The organism is Spirillospora sp. CA-108201 (genome assembly GCF_050936235.1).
Classification (GTDB): Bacteria; Actinomycetota; Actinomycetes; order Streptosporangiales; family Streptosporangiaceae; genus Spirillospora.
This window is the reverse complement of record NZ_JBNJNE010000001.1, coordinates 411980-426627: the sequence shown is the minus strand read 5'-3', so window position 1 is coordinate 426627 and position 14648 is coordinate 411980. Positions and strand designations below refer to the sequence as shown.

General features: G+C 68.4%; 21 protein-coding genes and 1 pseudogene. 10 read left to right on the top strand and 12 right to left on the bottom strand.

All coding sequences use genetic code 11. From position 1 onward, the window contains the following. Positions 1-24: 24 nt before the first annotated feature. The 6 genes from ACQEU6_RS02070 to ACQEU6_RS02045 all read right to left on the bottom strand — a co-directional run bounded on the left by ACQEU6_RS02070 (position 25) and on the right by ACQEU6_RS02045 (position 6177). The gene (locus ACQEU6_RS02070) at positions 25-951 is read right to left on the bottom strand and encodes a PfkB family carbohydrate kinase (protein ID WP_499328869.1); all 927 of its coding nucleotides are present in this window, start codon (positions 949-951) and stop codon (positions 25-27) included. Then, the gene (locus tag ACQEU6_RS02065) at positions 948-2414 is read right to left on the bottom strand and encodes a purine-cytosine permease family protein (protein ID WP_499328868.1); all 1467 of its coding nucleotides are present in this window, start codon (positions 2412-2414) and stop codon (positions 948-950) included. Before ACQEU6_RS02065 ends, ACQEU6_RS02070 begins: the two co-directional genes overlap by 4 nt. Continuing rightward, the gene (locus ACQEU6_RS02060; RefSeq protein WP_499328867.1) at positions 2411-3454 is read right to left on the bottom strand and encodes an ADP-ribosylglycohydrolase family protein; all 1044 of its coding nucleotides are present in this window, start codon (positions 3452-3454) and stop codon (positions 2411-2413) included. The genes ACQEU6_RS02065 and ACQEU6_RS02060 overlap by 4 nt, the downstream gene beginning before the upstream one ends. Next, positions 3451-4209, bottom strand: coding sequence for a GntR family transcriptional regulator (locus ACQEU6_RS02055; RefSeq protein WP_499328866.1), 759 nt, complete (start codon positions 4207-4209; stop codon positions 3451-3453). The genes ACQEU6_RS02060 and ACQEU6_RS02055 overlap by 4 nt, the downstream gene beginning before the upstream one ends. 511 nt (positions 4210-4720) lie before the next feature. Then, positions 4721-5761, bottom strand: coding sequence for an IS3 family transposase (locus tag ACQEU6_RS02050; protein ID WP_499328557.1), 1041 nt, complete (start codon positions 5759-5761; stop codon positions 4721-4723). Then, a complete protein-coding gene (locus ACQEU6_RS02045; RefSeq protein WP_499328555.1) occupies positions 5758-6177 on the bottom strand; it encodes a transposase in 420 nt (139 codons plus the stop codon). The genes ACQEU6_RS02050 and ACQEU6_RS02045 overlap by 4 nt, the downstream gene beginning before the upstream one ends. Positions 6178-6424: 247 nt before the next feature. Between ACQEU6_RS02045 and ACQEU6_RS02040 the strand changes: the two genes are divergently transcribed. The 4 genes from ACQEU6_RS02040 to ACQEU6_RS02025 all read left to right on the top strand — a co-directional run bounded on the left by ACQEU6_RS02040 (position 6425) and on the right by ACQEU6_RS02025 (position 8034). Then, complete coding sequence (locus tag ACQEU6_RS02040) at positions 6425-6697, top strand: hypothetical protein (RefSeq protein WP_499328865.1); 273 nt, start codon at positions 6425-6427, stop codon at positions 6695-6697. Between the two features lie 84 nt (positions 6698-6781). Beyond that, a complete protein-coding gene (locus tag ACQEU6_RS02035) occupies positions 6782-6970 on the top strand; it encodes a hypothetical protein (protein ID WP_499328864.1) in 189 nt (62 codons plus the stop codon). Further along, the gene (locus tag ACQEU6_RS02030; protein ID WP_499328863.1) at positions 6967-7497 is read left to right on the top strand and encodes a hypothetical protein; all 531 of its coding nucleotides are present in this window, start codon (positions 6967-6969) and stop codon (positions 7495-7497) included. The genes ACQEU6_RS02035 and ACQEU6_RS02030 overlap by 4 nt, the downstream gene beginning before the upstream one ends. 279 nt (positions 7498-7776) lie before the next feature. Further along, positions 7777-8034 (top strand): hypothetical protein, encoded by a 258-nt coding sequence (locus tag ACQEU6_RS02025; protein WP_499328862.1) that lies wholly within the window; start codon positions 7777-7779, stop codon positions 8032-8034. A gap of 41 nt (positions 8035-8075) precedes the next feature. Here ACQEU6_RS02025 and ACQEU6_RS02020 read toward each other — a convergent pair whose 3' ends face one another. After that, positions 8076-8612, bottom strand: a complete 537-nt coding sequence (locus ACQEU6_RS02020; RefSeq protein WP_499328861.1) for an AAA family ATPase — start codon at positions 8610-8612, stop codon at positions 8076-8078. Positions 8613-8732: 120 nt separating this feature from the next. Next, positions 8733-8924 carry a hypothetical protein gene (locus ACQEU6_RS02015; protein ID WP_499328860.1) on the bottom strand — a complete coding sequence of 64 codons (192 nt, stop codon included), beginning with the start codon at positions 8922-8924 and terminating at the stop codon, positions 8733-8735. A gap of 303 nt (positions 8925-9227) precedes the next feature. Here ACQEU6_RS02015 and ACQEU6_RS02010 point away from each other — a divergent pair, with 303 nt between their 5' ends. The 3 genes from ACQEU6_RS02010 to ACQEU6_RS02000 are packed head-to-tail and all read left to right on the top strand — an operon-like array spanning position 9228 to position 10686. Further along, positions 9228-9617 carry a DUF4158 domain-containing protein gene (locus tag ACQEU6_RS02010; protein WP_499328859.1) on the top strand — a complete coding sequence of 130 codons (390 nt, stop codon included), beginning with the start codon at positions 9228-9230 and terminating at the stop codon, positions 9615-9617. Next, the gene (locus ACQEU6_RS02005; protein ID WP_499328858.1) at positions 9614-9814 is read left to right on the top strand and encodes a hypothetical protein; all 201 of its coding nucleotides are present in this window, start codon (positions 9614-9616) and stop codon (positions 9812-9814) included. The genes ACQEU6_RS02010 and ACQEU6_RS02005 overlap by 4 nt, the downstream gene beginning before the upstream one ends. 26 nt (positions 9815-9840) lie before the next feature. After that, positions 9841-10686, top strand: coding sequence for a TIGR02569 family protein (locus tag ACQEU6_RS02000; RefSeq protein ID WP_499328857.1), 846 nt, complete (start codon positions 9841-9843; stop codon positions 10684-10686). Here the strand turns inward: ACQEU6_RS02000 and ACQEU6_RS01995 are convergent. After that, on the bottom strand, positions 10668-10907 hold the full coding sequence (locus tag ACQEU6_RS01995; RefSeq protein ID WP_499328856.1) for a recombinase: 240 nt from the start codon (positions 10905-10907) through the stop codon (positions 10668-10670). The two genes, ACQEU6_RS02000 and ACQEU6_RS01995, sit on opposite strands and share 19 nt — an antisense overlap. Before the next feature lie 160 nt (positions 10908-11067). On the opposite strand from ACQEU6_RS01995, the gene ACQEU6_RS01990 reads away from it, so the two are divergent. Continuing rightward, on the top strand, positions 11068-11964 hold the full coding sequence (locus ACQEU6_RS01990) for an aminoglycoside phosphotransferase family protein (RefSeq protein ID WP_499328855.1): 897 nt from the start codon (positions 11068-11070) through the stop codon (positions 11962-11964). Between the two features lie 66 nt (positions 11965-12030). Here ACQEU6_RS01990 and ACQEU6_RS01985 read toward each other — a convergent pair whose 3' ends face one another. Together ACQEU6_RS01985 and ACQEU6_RS01980 are read right to left on the bottom strand one after the other, a co-directional pair. After that, entirely contained in the window at positions 12031-12711 is a 681-nt protein-coding gene (locus tag ACQEU6_RS01985; RefSeq protein WP_499328854.1) for a tyrosine-type recombinase/integrase, read from the bottom strand. A gap of 28 nt (positions 12712-12739) precedes the next feature. Next, on the bottom strand, positions 12740-13501 hold the full coding sequence (locus tag ACQEU6_RS01980) for a hypothetical protein (RefSeq protein WP_499328853.1): 762 nt from the start codon (positions 13499-13501) through the stop codon (positions 12740-12742). A 62-nt stretch (positions 13502-13563) separates the two neighbouring features. Here ACQEU6_RS01980 and ACQEU6_RS01975 point away from each other — a divergent pair. Together ACQEU6_RS01975 and ACQEU6_RS01970 are read left to right on the top strand one after the other, a co-directional pair. After that, a pseudogene (locus ACQEU6_RS01975) lies at positions 13564-13728 on the top strand (hypothetical protein); the annotation flags it as partial. A gap of 142 nt (positions 13729-13870) precedes the next feature. Beyond that, complete coding sequence (locus ACQEU6_RS01970) at positions 13871-14173, top strand: Tn3 family transposase (protein ID WP_499340074.1); 303 nt, start codon at positions 13871-13873, stop codon at positions 14171-14173. A gap of 157 nt (positions 14174-14330) precedes the next feature. Here the strand turns inward: ACQEU6_RS01970 and ACQEU6_RS01965 are convergent, their stop codons facing one another. After that, the gene (locus tag ACQEU6_RS01965; protein WP_499328852.1) at positions 14331-14627 is read right to left on the bottom strand and encodes an ArsR/SmtB family transcription factor; all 297 of its coding nucleotides are present in this window, start codon (positions 14625-14627) and stop codon (positions 14331-14333) included. Positions 14628-14648: the final 21 nt, after the last annotated feature.

The following is a 14648-nucleotide window of genomic DNA, read 5'->3' as shown; positions in this document are numbered from 1 at the left end:
GCCCAGCGGTCGACGCCCAGCGCATCAGCGCGGCGGTCCGTCGATGGCCGGTGTTTCATGGGCGGCGGGGGCGGTGGCCGAACCCCATCTGGTGACGGCGACGGCAGCGGCCTCGTTCGCACGGCGGGCGGCGTCAACAGGGGCCGCGCCGCTGGCGAGTGCGGCGAGCAGCACACCTGTGTGCGCGTCGCCTGCCCCGGTGGTGTCGACCGCCGCCACCCGTGGGGCAGGGATGTCCGCCACGGCACCGTCGCCGTCGACCAGGACACAGCCGGCGGCACCGCGGCGGAGGACCAGCAGGGCACCTGTGGGCAGTCGCGGGAGAAGGGTCCCCGCAGCGACCGCCGGGTCCTCCACGCCGGTCAGGAGGCCGGTCTCACGCTGATTGAGGGTGAGGATCGCACATCGGGCCATGACTGGTTCGAGGACATCGCGGGGGATGTCCGTGACCAGCGGCCCCGGGTCGAGGACGAGCGCGGCGCCGTCGGGGAGGTCCCATCCGGCGACTGCGGGTCCAGTGCTCGGGTAGAGGAGATCGTAGCCGGAGACGTACGTGGCATCGCCGGCTTTGAGGCGGATCATGTCGAGATCGGAGCGCGAGAGCGTCGATTCGACGCCCGGGCTGGTGAGGAATGTGCGTTCGCCGTCCGGTTCCACCATCCCGATCGACATTCCGGTGTCACCGGCGACGGCCGGTGGAAGGAGCATCTCCACGCCCTCCCGGGCCAGTGCGGCCCGTACGAGATCACCGAACGGCCCCGCGCCGACCAGGCCGGCGAGTGCGCAGGGCAGCCCGTTGCGCGCCGCGGCGGCCAGCACGTTGAACCCGCCGCCGATCTCGGTCGACGATCGGCGGGCCAGCGCGTCACCACCGCGGTCGGGCAGCGCGTCCACCGCGAGTGACAGGTCGGCGAGCACGCTGCCCACCAGCACGAGACGCTCCGGCTTCATTGGGCCAGCCCTTCAGGGTAGGGTTCGGTCGTGCGGCGGGGAGTTCCGATCCGCCGGCGAATCTCGCCGAGTGCCGTGTAAAGGACGCCGGCCAGCACTCCGGAGACTGCCCAGCCGAGGCCGTGCTGGCCGAGCCAGCTGTCCGCGAACGAGCCCTTGAACCACACGTCCTCACCGTTGGCGGCGACCGTGTAGGCGAATCCGGCCAGGATGCCGGCCAGCCATGGCACGACGGCCGTCCAGCGGATGCCGCCGCTGTACCAGTAGACGCCGCCGCGATGCATCGTCATCAGACCGTTCGGGTCATAGGACCGGCGAGTGAGCATGTCGATCCCGAAGACCCCGGCCCATGCGCTCATCGGCACCGCGAGCAGTGTCAGGAAGGTGTTGAACGGGCCGTAGAAATCGGCCGCGATCACCGTGATGTAGAGCCCGCCCAGAATGATGAGCACGGCGTCGACCGCGACGGCGCTGGTCCGACGGATCTTGATGCCGCCGGCCAGGAGGTTGAGCCCCGAGGAGTACATGGACAGGTCGGCGGCAGTGATCAGTCCGATCACAGCGGTGAGAAGGTAGGGGATCGCCATCCAGGTGGGCAGGGGATCACCGACCGCCGCGACCGGATCGGTTGCTGCGGCGAGAGCCTGGTCGTCGGCGGCCAGCAGCGAGCCCATCATGATCAGCACGATCAGCGGGATCGCGGCGCCGATCGCACTGGCCCCGATGATGGACCGGCCATGGACCCTGCGCGGCAGGTAGCGGGCGTAGTCCGCGCCAGCGCTCAACCAGCCTATGCCGGTACCGGCCGCGATGAAGCCGATCGCCGCGATGACCGCCGTGGTGGGCGCGGCCGGAGCGGAAACGGCCTTGTCCCAGTTCACGTCGGCGGCCAGGAAGGCCACGACCACCAGCGTCAGCACCCCGAAGACCCAGGTCAGCCAACGCTGGATGAACAGGATCGTGGCGTGTCCGAGCAAGCCGATCGTTGCCGCGATCGTCACCGTGACCAGCAGGCACAGCGCGATCAGCCCGTTACTGCGGCCGACTCCAAAGATCTTGTGGAGCAGGTCGTGCAGGGCGTACGAGGCCGTCGTGCACATGATCGTCTCCCAGCCCACCAGGGAGATCCAGGAGACGAGGGTCGGACCGAGGTTGCCGCGCACGCCGAACACCGCGCGGCTCAGTGTGAGGCCGGGTGCTCCACCGCGCTTGCCCGCGACCGCCAGTGCGCCGACCATGGCGAACGACCCGACGCTGCCGAGTGTCGCGACGAGCAACGCCTGCCAGACATTGAGATGGGAGAGCGCGGTCAGCGCCGCCCCCAAGGTGACGCCGACGACGCCCATGTTCGCCGCGAACCACATCCAGAACAGGCCGGAGGGCTTGCCGTGCCGCTCCTCGTCCGGAACCGGCTCGATGCCGCGGGTCTCGACCGCGCCGACGCGGGCGATGTCCTCGCTCATGGCGCGCTCACCTCCGCACCGGACTGCGCGGTCGCGGGTTCGGCCGTGTTCGTGCGGAGCTTGATCAGTTCGACGGCGAGGGCGGCCAGCCCGAGATCGGGGTTTGCGGCCTCGAGCGTCGCGACAGCGCTCGCCGGGAAGGCACCCGCGCCAGCGCAGGCCCCGGCGACTGCGCCCGCGATCGCCGCAATGGTGTCGCAGTCTCCACCGAGGCTGGCCGCGTAGCGTGCGACCTTCCACGGGTCATCAGGGAAGAGGGAACAGATCGCCAGCGCCGCCGGCACCGCTTCCTGGGTGGCTACCCCGGTGCCGACCAGCCGGTAGACCAGATCGAGCGCTTCGTCCTCTTGCCGCCCACGTACGATGTCGAGCGCCCAGCGGATGCGGGACGCCACGTCCGCGCCTGCCATGTAGTAGCCGCGCCGCACGCCCCGCTCCGCCGCCTCGACGGCGATCTCAAGAGCGGCCGGCACCCGTGCGCCAGCTACCCCGGCGCTGACCGCCGCCGCCACCGCGGCCGCGCCGGCGATCGCAACGCCCGTATTGTGGGTGACCCGGCTGACCGCGGCCACTGCGTCCACCAGGGCGTCCAGCGGCCTGGCCGGGAAGGCGACGCCGACCGGGGCGATCCGCATCGATGCGCCGTTGGTGTCACCCCATCGACCGGTCTCCTCCGGGGGCGCCCCCTCGGCGATCAGCGTGATCGCTTTGCGGCTGGACGGGCCGAGCAGATCGGCGGACCCCTGTCCGATCATCCGTTGCTCCCAGGCGAGCAACTCATCGGCAAACCTTCGCAGATCGACCGTGCCCCCGCCCGCTACCAGCAGCCGCCCCAGAATGACCGCTTGGTCGGTGTCGTCGGTGACGGTGCCCCTGGCCATCCCCCGGCTGATCTCGTTCTCTTCCGGGGCGTCCCGGAACCCGTCCAGCACCCCGTACCGTGCCGCCACCGTCTCGCGCGACAGGAACTGCGTCGGCATGCCGAGCGCATCGCCCATCGCCAGCCCCAGCAGCGCACCGTACGCCCTGTCAACGATCATCTGTCAGCCTCTCCGAACCGCAACTCAAGCCTGAAGTGATGGGGGTCGAGGAGGCTGGAAACGTGCTCCACGATCGCCCCTGTTTGATCGCGGACCGTCCGCGTGACGTTGAGGAACGCGGTGCCCGGCGGGCGCCCGAGCAACTCCCCGGCCTCCCCGGTGAGCTCCCCCACTGAGACGATCTCCCGGCCTCCGCTCCCCTGGATGCCCAGCTCCGCCAGCGTCCGGGACAACGACCCATCGCTCAACCCACGCTCGACCACCCCTGCGAAGCCGGCTCTCCACGGGAGCCGGCTTCGCTCGTACGAAAGGGCCAACCCCGCCGTCCGGTCACCGTCCCCGGCGGGAGCGATCGCCCGCGGCTCCTCCGACGTCTCGGCGACAAGACGGCGGACACGGTCCACGGCCAAGAAGGCGGCGTCGGTAAGACCCAGTTCACGTGCAAGGCCGGGATCCATCACCCGGGCCAATCTGATCACCTCGGCCGTGGTCGGGACGCCCCGTGTGGCGAGCGCTCGCGACCAGCCGAGCCGCTCGTCCAGCGGGCGGCCATCGTAGGTCACGAACGACCCGGCGCCCGGCCAGGTCTCTATCAGGCCGTCCTGCTGGAGACTGGCTAGGGCCTGCCGGATCGTCCCGCGGCTCACGTCGAAGCGCCGGGCGAGCTCGTGTTCCCCGGGAAGCCGGGAGTCCCGGACGAAGTCGCCCCGCTGGATCTCCTGGGCGAGCGCTCCAGCGACCTCCTTGTACTTCACCCGCATGATCCTGTCCAATCCTGATCGGTCCTGTCCATACATGTACACCCTGTAGAGGGACGGCGGCAACCCCGCCGTCCACCCCGCGCTGCCCCCGAGTACCGATTGCTGGTGCCCGTCACTCCCGCACACGGCGCCAGGCCTGCTGGCCAACTGCCGGCTGGTCGAGCCCGTTGTCGACCGGACCGACCGGGACCACGCATCCGGCAGCGGCTCAACCGCGGGTGCCGTTAACGCCCGTGTCACCAGCCGCAAACGGGACGCCTTCGGTGTGATCGGGCCCGCCTGGGCTGGGGTTCCGCGATGATCTGGGCCCCATGGGTCGGCAACCGGTCGGGATGGACGAGCTTGTCGGGCACTGGACGGTGCTGGAGGACGAGCTGGAACTGGTGGCGGGCAAGCGTGGTCCGACGAGTTTGGGGGGTCGCGCTGCTGCTGAAGTTCTACACGCGGCATGGCCGGTTCCCGCGGCGGTAGGTGTCAAGTCAAATGAGACAGGGGTCAGTGATCGTTAAGCGGCGTCTTCTCCCTGGTCAACGCTGGTCTGGGCGGCGGTGTCCTGGCCGGGCCGGTTGATCCACGCGACCGCGGGGAGTTTGGGCAGCGCGGGAGCCCGGGTGAACCGCCGTGGGTTCGCCGCACGGAACGCCTCGATGGTCTGGCCGCGCCTGTCCTGGATTGCGGGCGCGGTGCCGACATGGACCGAGAAGGGGACGTGCAGTCCGATCCCGGAATGGTAATGCTCGTGGTTGTAGTAGTTGAAGAAGTGGTGGCAGAACGTTTCGGCCTCGTCGATCGACCCGAAGTTCTCCGGGAAGACGGGACAGTACTTCAGGGTCCGGAACTGCGCCTCGCTGTAGGGGTTGTCGTTGCTGACCTTCGGGCGGGAGTGGGACTTGATGATGTCCAGGTCCGCCAGCAGGTCGGTCACCGCCTTGGACGTCATCGAGGTGCCGTTGTCGGAATGGATCGTTCCCGGCACGATCCCGCCGTTGGCGGCAAACGAGTTCTGCATGAACTGCTCGGCCAGTTCTCCGGACTCGCGCGGGTGCACTTCCCAGTGCACGACGCAGCGCGAAAAGATGTCGAGCATCACGTACAGGTCGTAGAACCTGCGGGGACCGGGGCCTCGCAGCTTCGTGATGTCCCAGGTCCATATTTCATTAGGTGCACGGGCGGCCAGGTAGGGCTTCTTCCCGGCCTCGTGGCGGGCCTGGGCGCGCCGCTCGCGGACCTGGTCACGCAGCCGCAACTCCCGGTACATCGTCGACACCGACGCCAGGTAGACGCCCTCGTCCAACAGCGCCGCCCACACCTGGCGGGGCGCCTTGTCGGCGAACCGGTCACTGTTGAGAGCGGCCACAAGTTCGGCGCGCTCACCGGCGGTCAGTGCATTCGGCGGGGACGGCCGCACCGCCGCTTCACCGCTTTCGGGGGACGGCTTCCGCCGCCGGTAGAAGCCCGAACGCGATAGGCCCGTCAATGCACACGAGACGGTGATCGTCAGATGCTCGGCCAGCAGGGCGAAGGTGTCGGCCCGGCAGGTGTTCACGAGTTCTCGGTGTCCGCGCTCTCGGACATCGTTTCCAAGAGCGCGATACCTTTTCCCATGATGTCCAGGGCGGCCTCGGTCTGCTTGAGTTTCTTGGCCATGGCGGAGTTTTGCCGTTCCAGCCGCGCTTTTTCCTTGCGCAGCTGATCCAGTTCTACCTGCTCCGGCGACTTCTCCTTCTTGGGCGTCGGACGGGCCGATCCCGACGAAGTCAACTGCCCGGCGTCGCGCTGCCGGCGCCACGAGGAGATGCTGGATTCGTACAGGCCCTCACGGCGCAGCAGCGCACCCTTTTCGCCGGTCGGGGCATTGTCGTACTCCTCCACCATCCGCAGCTTGTAGGCGGCCGAGAAGGTCCGCCGCTTGGGTCGGCCGGCTCGGGGGCCGTCGTCGGGAGGGAGGTCGTGGCTGGTCATCGTCACTCGGCTCGGTACCCGTTCTCGCCCTGCTCATGTCAGTTAGGGATGTTTGTCCCCTTGTGTCCCACCTGAGCCTGACACAGAGGGCGGGGGCGGGCGGAGTTCGCTGACGAGGTCGTCGATCACGTCGCTCGGCAGGTCAAGGTGTCGGCATCGGAGCTTGGACTGTACGACTGGACCGGGCGGACGATTGAGTATCACCGTGCCCAGATCCGCGATCATCTGGGGGTTTCGGGTGTGCGGGGTGGTCGACGCCGAGAAGCTGACGCAGTGGCCGGCGGCCGAGGTGGCGCACGCGAAGCGCCACCCGGACCGGGTGCGCGAAGAGTTGCTGCGGCGCTGCCGCGAGGAACGGATCGAGCCGCCCACGCCGGACCTGGTCACACGGATGGTGCGGTCGGCGCTGCACATCGCGGAGGAGAACTGGTTCGCAGTGATCGCGGCGCGGGCTGGAGCCGCCGCCGGTGTGCGCCCGGGTCCTGAGCTTGGTCGACTTCAACCTCGGCAAGCCCGATGAGGCGCCGGGCGGCCATGAGGCCGAACCACCGGCGGAGCACGACGAGGAGTCTGACGCGGGTCGGCGCTGGCGCTGATCAAGGCGATGCCGGGCAACATCAGCCTGGAGTCGATGCTGCGGGAGATCGACAAACTGACCGCGATCCGTACGATCGGGCTGCCCGAGGGCTTGTTCGCGGACGTGGCGCCCAAGGTGCTGGCGGGCTCGGGCGGCGGTAGGAGTCGCCGTCGCATCTGCGCCGTCGTGCGTGCAGCTCACAGCCGGCGGCGGTGACGCTGCTGGCGGCTCTGCTGGTGGAGCGGGAACGGGAGGTCACCGACGCGCTGGTGGATCTGCTGATCGCCACGGTGCACCGGACCGGCGCCCGCGCCGAGCAGAAGGTCACCAAGGAGCTGATCAACGCATTCAAGCGGGTGACCGGCAAGGAGAACATCCTGTTCCACATCGCCGAGGCGGAGCTGGCCGCCCCGGACGACCAGCTCCGCGATGTGGTGTTCCCAGCGGTGGCCTGCGGCGAGCAGACGCTGCGCGAACTGGTGCACGAGTACCGGACCAAGGGCCCGGTGTACCAGCGCACGGTGCAGACCACGCTGAAGGCCTCCTACACCGGCCGCTACCGCAAGGGCCTGATCGAGCCGCTGGAGTTGCTGGAGTTGCTGGAGTTGCGATCCAACAACTCTGCGCACCGGCCGGTGATCGACGCGCTGGAGCTGGTGAAGCGGTACGCCAAGGCCGGGAACACCACCTACTACCCGCTCGGTGAGCGCGCCCCGGCGCATCGCGGCACCGACGGGCAGTAGGCGGACCTGGTGTACCGGGACGACACCCGCGGCCGCCGCCGGGACCACGTGATCGCGTGGTGCGCTCCGCATGCCGTCCCCGACCTTGCTGACGACGCCGGCACACCCCCCACAGACCAGACCCAAGGGCCGAGGTGCTCTCCTGCGCGCCTACCCCTTCGGTCCCAGCAGTCGCAGAAGACTGGCCTCCGTAACGACAGACCCGAAACTTGCTAGCTCCGGGGTCGTTTCGTCACTGTGAGGGCTACGACTTTCGTCTTTGCCTCGACGTGTGAGGTGATGGCGCCCTCGCCGTGCCGCACCCGCGGCGGCAAGGTCGCCGGGAAGTACCACACCGCCCGGTTCATTCTGGTGCCCGGGCTGCGCGACCTCTTCGAGGTGCCCGCCCCGGCCGGGCGTCGGCCCGGCGCGGCTTGGTACGCCGCCCTATGCCCATCCGACAGAGACTCCGCCGGCATAACCCCGGAAGCCACCCCACCGTCATCTAACTCACCAGCGAAGGATGCGTTACAAAGCGATCGTTCCAGCTGGCCCTAAGCCAAGATCGTATTCAACGCCAACAGCTGTCCGCAGGTTCCTCAACCCCGGGTCCAACCGGTGGCGGCCACGACCTCGCGTGCGATGTCGACCACCGCCCTGTGGTCGGTCACGACCCGCACAGTCTCCGCGGGGACGCGCTGGTCCAGCCACCGCGCCTTGCGGGCGCTGCCCGCAAGTTCCTGTTCCAACTCTGAGCCGAGCTCCCGGCGCGCCAGCCGCTCACAGATGGTGGAATCGGAGGCGGTGAGCAGGACCCGTACGATCCGCGCTTCCACCCCCAGGGCCCTTTGGAACATGCCGGTCGTCTCGGGCAACACGCTGAGCGTGTTCGTGTAGACAAGCCGGCGGTAGCCGCTGCGCGCGAAGTTGGCCCACACAGCGGCGAGATTGCTCTCGGTGATCTTCGAGCGGTCCGGGTCTCCCTGCGGCGCCGGATGCACCTGCCCCATGAAGTCGCCGTCGATGATCGCGTGAGAGACCGATGCGGCCCGCAACAACGCCGACACTTCCCACCCCACCGTCGTCTTGCCGGCTCCGGCCCGCCCGCCGATGAGAAGAACTTCTGCATGATCCATGTGGGCAGCGTGCCAGCTGGCCCGGTCTCACGCGATCGGACATCGATCAACCTCTCCACCACAGGCATCACCGGTGAGATCACGGCCGCAGTCTGGAGGAGGCAGCTCCTCGGTACGACGTCACCAAAGCGGGAGCGCGTGCACGGTGAACAGCAGCGCCGGCGCAGTGCCGAGAAGAGGCAAGGAGAAGTGGTCCCGATCATCTCCCGGCGGCAAGTCGGCGCCGAGGGACAGCGCGACCGCCGGCACGACCAGCACCGTGTCCAGCACCGCGTCCAGGGCGGCTGGCCCCCGCCAGCCGCCCCGGGCCATTCAGGAAGGCCACAAGGGCGGTGGTACGCGACTTCTCCTCCTCTGGTGCCATGGGAGGCCGGGAGCGCGCCGCGAGAGCGGTCGTTTCGGCGCTTCTAGACCGGCCTTGGGACATCGGTACAGCGGCTATCGGTGAGAACGATCAAGGTCGCCTAGTGCACTGATCTACTCCACCGCCGGGTTCGGAGAAATGCCACCGAACCGGCCCCGTTGCTGGCCGCGGTCTGATCGTGCCGGGGAGTTGCTGACCGACGACCAGGCTGAGGCGTACGGGAGTTCGCCGAGGAGCCGACGAAGCCGGAGTTGGAGCGGTTCTTCTTCCCGGACGATGTCGACCGGGACCTGATCACGCTGCGGCGGACCAAGCACCACCAGTTGGGGTTCGCGCTCCAGATGTGCACGGTGCGGTACATCGGCCTGTTCCTGGAGGATCCACTCGCGGTGCCGTGGCCGGTGGTCGATCATCTGGCCGCGCAGCTCGGCATCGGGGACCCGTCAGTGGTGAAGCGGTACACCGAGCGGCGGCAGACGCTGTACGACCATGCGGGGGAGATCCGGGACGCCTGCGACTACCACCCGTACGAGGACGCCGAGTGGGGGCAGCGGTTCCGGACGTTCCTGCACGGGCGGGCGTGGACGCATGCCGAGGGACCGGTGGCGCTGTTCAACCAGGCGGCGGGCCGGCCAGCTTGAACCTGCCCGGCCGGGCCGCCGAGCACCTGGCCGTGCGCGCCGAGCTGCTGCACGACACCTACACCGAGGTCGCTGGCCGGCTGCCCGGCAACGCCCAGGTGGCGTTCGGCGACGATGGTCGGCTGCTTATCTGCACCTCTCTCCGATGGTCAATCGATTGGCTCTGCCTGTGGCTTGGGAATCCAGATGCCCGCTGATCGGGCGATCCGGCATGATCTCGGCCATGACTTCGGGGATGGCTCCTGGGCCTCCGGCCGGCGTGCTGGCGGCGTTCGAGCTGACGGGATCGGCTCGCCCGCTTGCCGGCGGCCAGGGGCAGAGCTTCCGTGTCGGAGACGCGGTTCTGAAGCCGACGAGTGATCCGCAGGCGGCCGAATGGTCCGCAGCGGTCTTCGCGAGTCTGCCCGTCTCGGTCGAGTTCCGCGTTCCGCGGCCCTGCCGCTCGCGTGACGGCAACTACGTGGCTGAGGGCTGGACGGCCGCTGAGCTTCTGGATGGCCAAGAGGGGCCAGCTGGGAACTGGGAGCCTTTGATCGCCGCCACCAGGGCGTTTCACCAGGCACTGCGGCATGTACCACGGCCCGGATTTCTTGACCGGCGCCGAGACCCTTGGGCGATCGCCGACCGGGTCGCCTGGGACGAAGCGACGCCACCATCGTCGACCGATGCCGACGAACTGCTGGCGAGGTTGCTGGATCTGAAGGAGCCGGTGCGAACCGAAAGCCAGCTCGTCCATGGAGATCTCACCGGGAACGTGATGTTCCATCCGGGCTGGCCACCAGCCGTAATCGACTTCTCTCCTTATTGGCGGCCGGTGCCGTATGCCGAGGCCGTCGTAGTCGTCGATGGGCTGCTCTACCACCACGCGGACCCAGAGTTGATCGAGAACGTTCTTCCCGGCCGTGACGAGCTTCAGATGCTCGTGCGTGCGCTCGTCTTCCGGCTGACCACCTCGGCTCTCTGGCCGGGTTCGGAGGGGGTGATCCCTCAGGAGGAGTTGGCGCGGTTCGCGCACGTCACTCGCGTCGCGGAGCAGCGAATCCGGGCAGGTCATGGTTCGCGCACCTGACCCTTCGCGCTGACGCGCGGAGCGGGAAGACCAAGGTCGACAGGTGTCCGCCGGGCCTGGCGTTCCGCCTCCTGCCGCTTGGAGCGCAGGAAGGTGAGTGTCAGGTCGATGCCTTCGATCTCGCCGAGCCATGATTCGGCCTCGGCGCGTGCGCGGCGGGTGAGGGGGTCGATTTCGATCTCGGCGAGGCGACCGAGCATCTTGGGGTTGATTTCGAGCATCGGGCAGCGGATGCAGGCTTCTCTGAACTTGGGGCCGGTCTGTCCCAAGCCTCGGGTCCGTAGCTCTCTGAAACCGGATTGGTGATGCCCGAGGATCACAGCGAGATGTTCCGGAGAGCGAGAGCCCGTTCCGTCTGCCGCCTCATTACTGTGACTTCGCATGACCGACACCGAGATCGAGATCACCCCAGACCTGGTCCGCGACGTGCTGCAGGAGCAACATCCAGACCTTGCCGGGCTGGCCATCCGCGAGGTGCCGGGCGGCTGGGGCAACCAAATGTGGCGCCTCGGGAACGAGTTGGCCGTGCGCATGCAGCGCATGGACCCCACCCCGGAGCTCCAGCTCAAGGAACGGCGGTGGCTCCCTGTGCTGGCCCCACGCCTGCCGCTCCCGGTGCCGACCCCGGTGCGGTTCGGCGAACCGTCCGAGCGCTTCCCCAAGCACTGGACCGTGATGACGTGGGTTCCCGGCGAGCCGCTGGACCACGGCTCGATCAGCCGCGGCGACCACGCGGCCGACACGCTGGCGGGCTTCCTCCGGGCACTCCATGTGGAGGCGCCCGCCGAGGCGCCCATCGCTACGGACCGCGGTGGCCATCCCAAGAACTGCACGGAGGGCTTCGAGAACTTCCTCCAGGCCGTTGTCCCCGACGACATCGCTGCCGACGTCCGGGCCGTCTGGGACGACGCCGTTGCGGCCCAAGCGTGGGAAGGCCCGCGGGTGTGGGTGCACGGCGACCTCCATCCCGCGAACGTCGTTGTCTCGGACGGAACGCTCTCGGGCATCGTCGACTTCGGCGACATGTTCGCCGGCGATCCAGCGTGGGACCTCGCCGCCGCATGGGTGCTGCTGCCCGCGGGCACGGCCTCACGGTTCTTCGACATATACGCACATGCAGACGAGGCGGCGATCCGGCGCGCCCGCGGGCTGGCTGCTATGAAGAGCCTGTTCCTGATGCTCATGGGGCAGAACGGAGATCGGGGCCTTCCCGGCGGCAAGCCGCACTGGGGACCTGCGGGCCGGGCGGCACTTGACCGTGTTCTGAAGGGCGTTTGACGCACGCTTCTTCAAACCTGTTCTCGATCTTGGTTGAGGGCCATGCGGCACCCCCCCTTCGCGGGTTCATCCATCACCACGCATGGTGGGGATGCCAAGGTCCACGGCCGTATCCTGCCCGTGGCCCCGATCGAGCTGGCTGAGCTTCTCCTCGGCGCCAGCCAGGCTGACCCGGAGACCCTCGACCTCGCCGAGCCAGCCTTCCGTCTCAGCTTCGGCGATTCGGGCGATCAAGTTGTCGCGGATCTCTGCAAGCCGTGCCCGTTGGGCCGGGTCAGGTCGGAGGAGCGAGCATCTGACACAAGCGTGCTCATGGACGCAGGGGGATCCGAAGGCACGTGCGCAGGTGCCGATGGACACCTTCCGCTTCTCGAAGTGGGCGAGGAAGGCGTCCCACTCATCCTCTGTCGGGATCCGGTACTCCTCGCCGGGACGGGAGGCCCGTCGGCGGGCGATGAACGCCCGGTGGGCCTCGATCGTCTCGGCAGGGTAGACCGCCTTGTATCCGATCGTGGTGTCGATGTTCTTGTGACCGCAGATGACCTGGGCAATGTGCGGGGGCAGTCCGTTCATGATGGCGTCGGTGACGAAGATCCTTCGAAAGTCGTGGGGGGAGAAGGACAGTGCCTCACCTTCGGCGTTGGTCAGCCCGGTCGCGGCCAGCGCATTGATCAGCAGTTTGCGGATCGCGGTCGGTGTGAAAGCGCGGTGCTCGGAGCCGATGCCGCGCTGGAACAGCAGCGGCATCGGCGGGTTCCAGACCTTCTCGCGGACGTCATGCGATGGCTCTGCGCAGGGCCCCGCCGGTGCCGGGGATCAGTTCTCCGGGCTCGGTGTCTCCCGCCGCATGGAGCAGGCTGGCGGCTTCACAGCGCCGCCGGTCGGTGGTGCTGACCAGGATGGGGAGGACGGGCAGCCGCTCCCGGGTGCGCTGATCCATCAGGGCTTTGCGTCTCTTGCGTTCCTTTGCCTTGTGGATCTCGTCGTCGCCGATCGGACAGGGCACGGCCCATGGCCCCCAGCGGGCCGGTTCCTCGGCCGCCCATTGCGCGATGGTGAGGTAGAACGCTCGGACGCGCATGAGTTCGTCCTTGGCGCCGAGTCGCGCGCTGGAGACTTCGACGCTCTTGCCGTCGGTGCCGATGACGTTGCGCTTCTTGACTTTCAGGTCGTCCTTCCAGGCGCGAGCCACCGCCGGGGGCAGCTGCAGTGAGTCGATTCCCGGCGCCAGAGCTTCGATCCGGGCCCAGAACAGGCCCGCGAGCGTGCGCGAGATCGCGTCCAGGCTGGCGAAGTCCAGCGATGGTTGGCGCTCGTGCAGATAGTCCACGATCACGTCGCGTACCGGTTGGGATCGGATCCGGTAGCGGTCCACCAGCTCTTCGATGCTCAACTGGCCCAGGGCGAGCCCGAAGGCACGAATCGTGGCTGGGGCATCCTCGGGGAAGATGCCCATGGCCCGCAGCCGCAGGTAGAAGTCGACCTTCTTCTGTCCGCCGCGGGCGTGCATCCGGCGCTGGGTATCGACGAGCTCCACGCAGTCGCCGACGGTGATGTCGCCGATCCGTCCGCCCTTGCAGGCCAGCAGGGTGGCGATCCGTGTCGCGGCGATCTGCGCATCTCTGCGCGAGCTCGCCTGCCCGGCGGCGGCCAGCTGGTGCAGGCGCGCGAATCCGTGACCCTGCCCGCGGCCGCATCGACCCGGTCCGCATCGAACGGCACTGGGAGGACATCCTGCGGATCACCGGGTCGATCCACACCGGCACGTTCCGCGCCTACGACGTGATCCGGATGCTGTCGCGCAACGGCCGCCCCACCCACTGGGCGATGTCATCGTGCACTACGGCCGCATCGCCAAGCCCCTGCACATCCTGCGGGTGGCCGACGAACCGGCTACCGCCACCAGATCAAGGCCCAGGCCAACCTGCAGGAGGGCCGCCACGCCCTGGCCCGCAAGGTCTTCCACGGCAAGAACGGGCAGCTCTACCAGAGCTGCCACGAGGGCATGGAGGACCGGATCGGCGCGCTCGGCCTGGCGCTGAACGCGATCGTGCTGTTCAACACCCGCTACATGGACGCGGCCCTGACCCACCTGCGCACGAGTGGGTTCGACGTGCGCGAGGAGGATGTGGCGCGGTTGTCGCCGTTCGTGCCGCCAGGGGGTCGACCGCCGACCGTGGCGCTGTCCATCGTTTTGATCCGGCCGTGATGTCCGTTGATCGGCTCGTACCGCGGCTCGATCGCGCCGTCCTCGTGTTCCCGGCCTTTGGCCATTCGATCATCTTTGCGCTGGAAGTGCGGTGCGAGTTCTGTGACGGTTCCGAACTCGCCGACGGCCCGGCGCTCGGTGTCCCAGCAGCGCCGTGTCAGACGTGCAGGAGCGTGGCGGGCATCGCTACGGCGGCCAACTGGTCCTGCAGTTCCCGAATTCCAGTCGGGTCGACCGAGTAGCAGATCTGCGTGCCCTGGCGGCGGGTCGTGACCAGGCCCGCCTCGCGCAGAACCTTCAGATGCTGGCTGATCGTCGGCTGCTTGAGGGCGAACACCTCAGTGAAGTCACACGCGCAGGTCTCCGGTTCGGCGGCCAGCCGGCGGATGATGCCGAGCCTGACCGGATGGCCGATGGCCCTGAACATCGCCGCGACACGCTCATCATCGATCACGTTGACACTATATCGACCACA

Coding starts and splice junctions, on each gene's coding strand:
- ACQEU6_RS02045 (WP_499328555.1), bottom strand. CDS start 6,177: ATGACCAGCCACGACCTCCCTCCCGACGACGGCCCCCGAGCCGGCCGA.
- ACQEU6_RS02025 (WP_499328862.1), top strand. CDS start 7,777: ATGGCGCCCTCGCCGTGCCGCACCCGCGGCGGCAAGGTCGCCGGGAAG.
- ACQEU6_RS02000 (WP_499328857.1), top strand. CDS start 9,841: ATGACTTCGGGGATGGCTCCTGGGCCTCCGGCCGGCGTGCTGGCGGCG.
- ACQEU6_RS02020 (WP_499328861.1), bottom strand. CDS start 8,612: ATGGATCATGCAGAAGTTCTTCTCATCGGCGGGCGGGCCGGAGCCGGC.
- ACQEU6_RS01990 (WP_499328855.1), top strand. CDS start 11,068: ATGACCGACACCGAGATCGAGATCACCCCAGACCTGGTCCGCGACGTG.
- ACQEU6_RS02060 (WP_499328867.1), bottom strand. CDS start 3,454: ATGATCGTTGACAGGGCGTACGGTGCGCTGCTGGGGCTGGCGATGGGC.
- ACQEU6_RS02065 (WP_499328868.1), bottom strand. CDS start 2,414: ATGAGCGAGGACATCGCCCGCGTCGGCGCGGTCGAGACCCGCGGCATC.
- ACQEU6_RS01985 (WP_499328854.1), bottom strand. CDS start 12,711: ATGCCGCTGCTGTTCCAGCGCGGCATCGGCTCCGAGCACCGCGCTTTC.
- ACQEU6_RS01995 (WP_499328856.1), bottom strand. CDS start 10,907: ATGCTCGAAATCAACCCCAAGATGCTCGGTCGCCTCGCCGAGATCGAA.
- ACQEU6_RS02035 (WP_499328864.1), top strand. CDS start 6,782: ATGCCGGGCAACATCAGCCTGGAGTCGATGCTGCGGGAGATCGACAAA.
- ACQEU6_RS02015 (WP_499328860.1), bottom strand. CDS start 8,924: ATGGCCCGGGGCGGCTGGCGGGGGCCAGCCGCCCTGGACGCGGTGCTG.
- ACQEU6_RS02070 (WP_499328869.1), bottom strand. CDS start 951: ATGAAGCCGGAGCGTCTCGTGCTGGTGGGCAGCGTGCTCGCCGACCTG.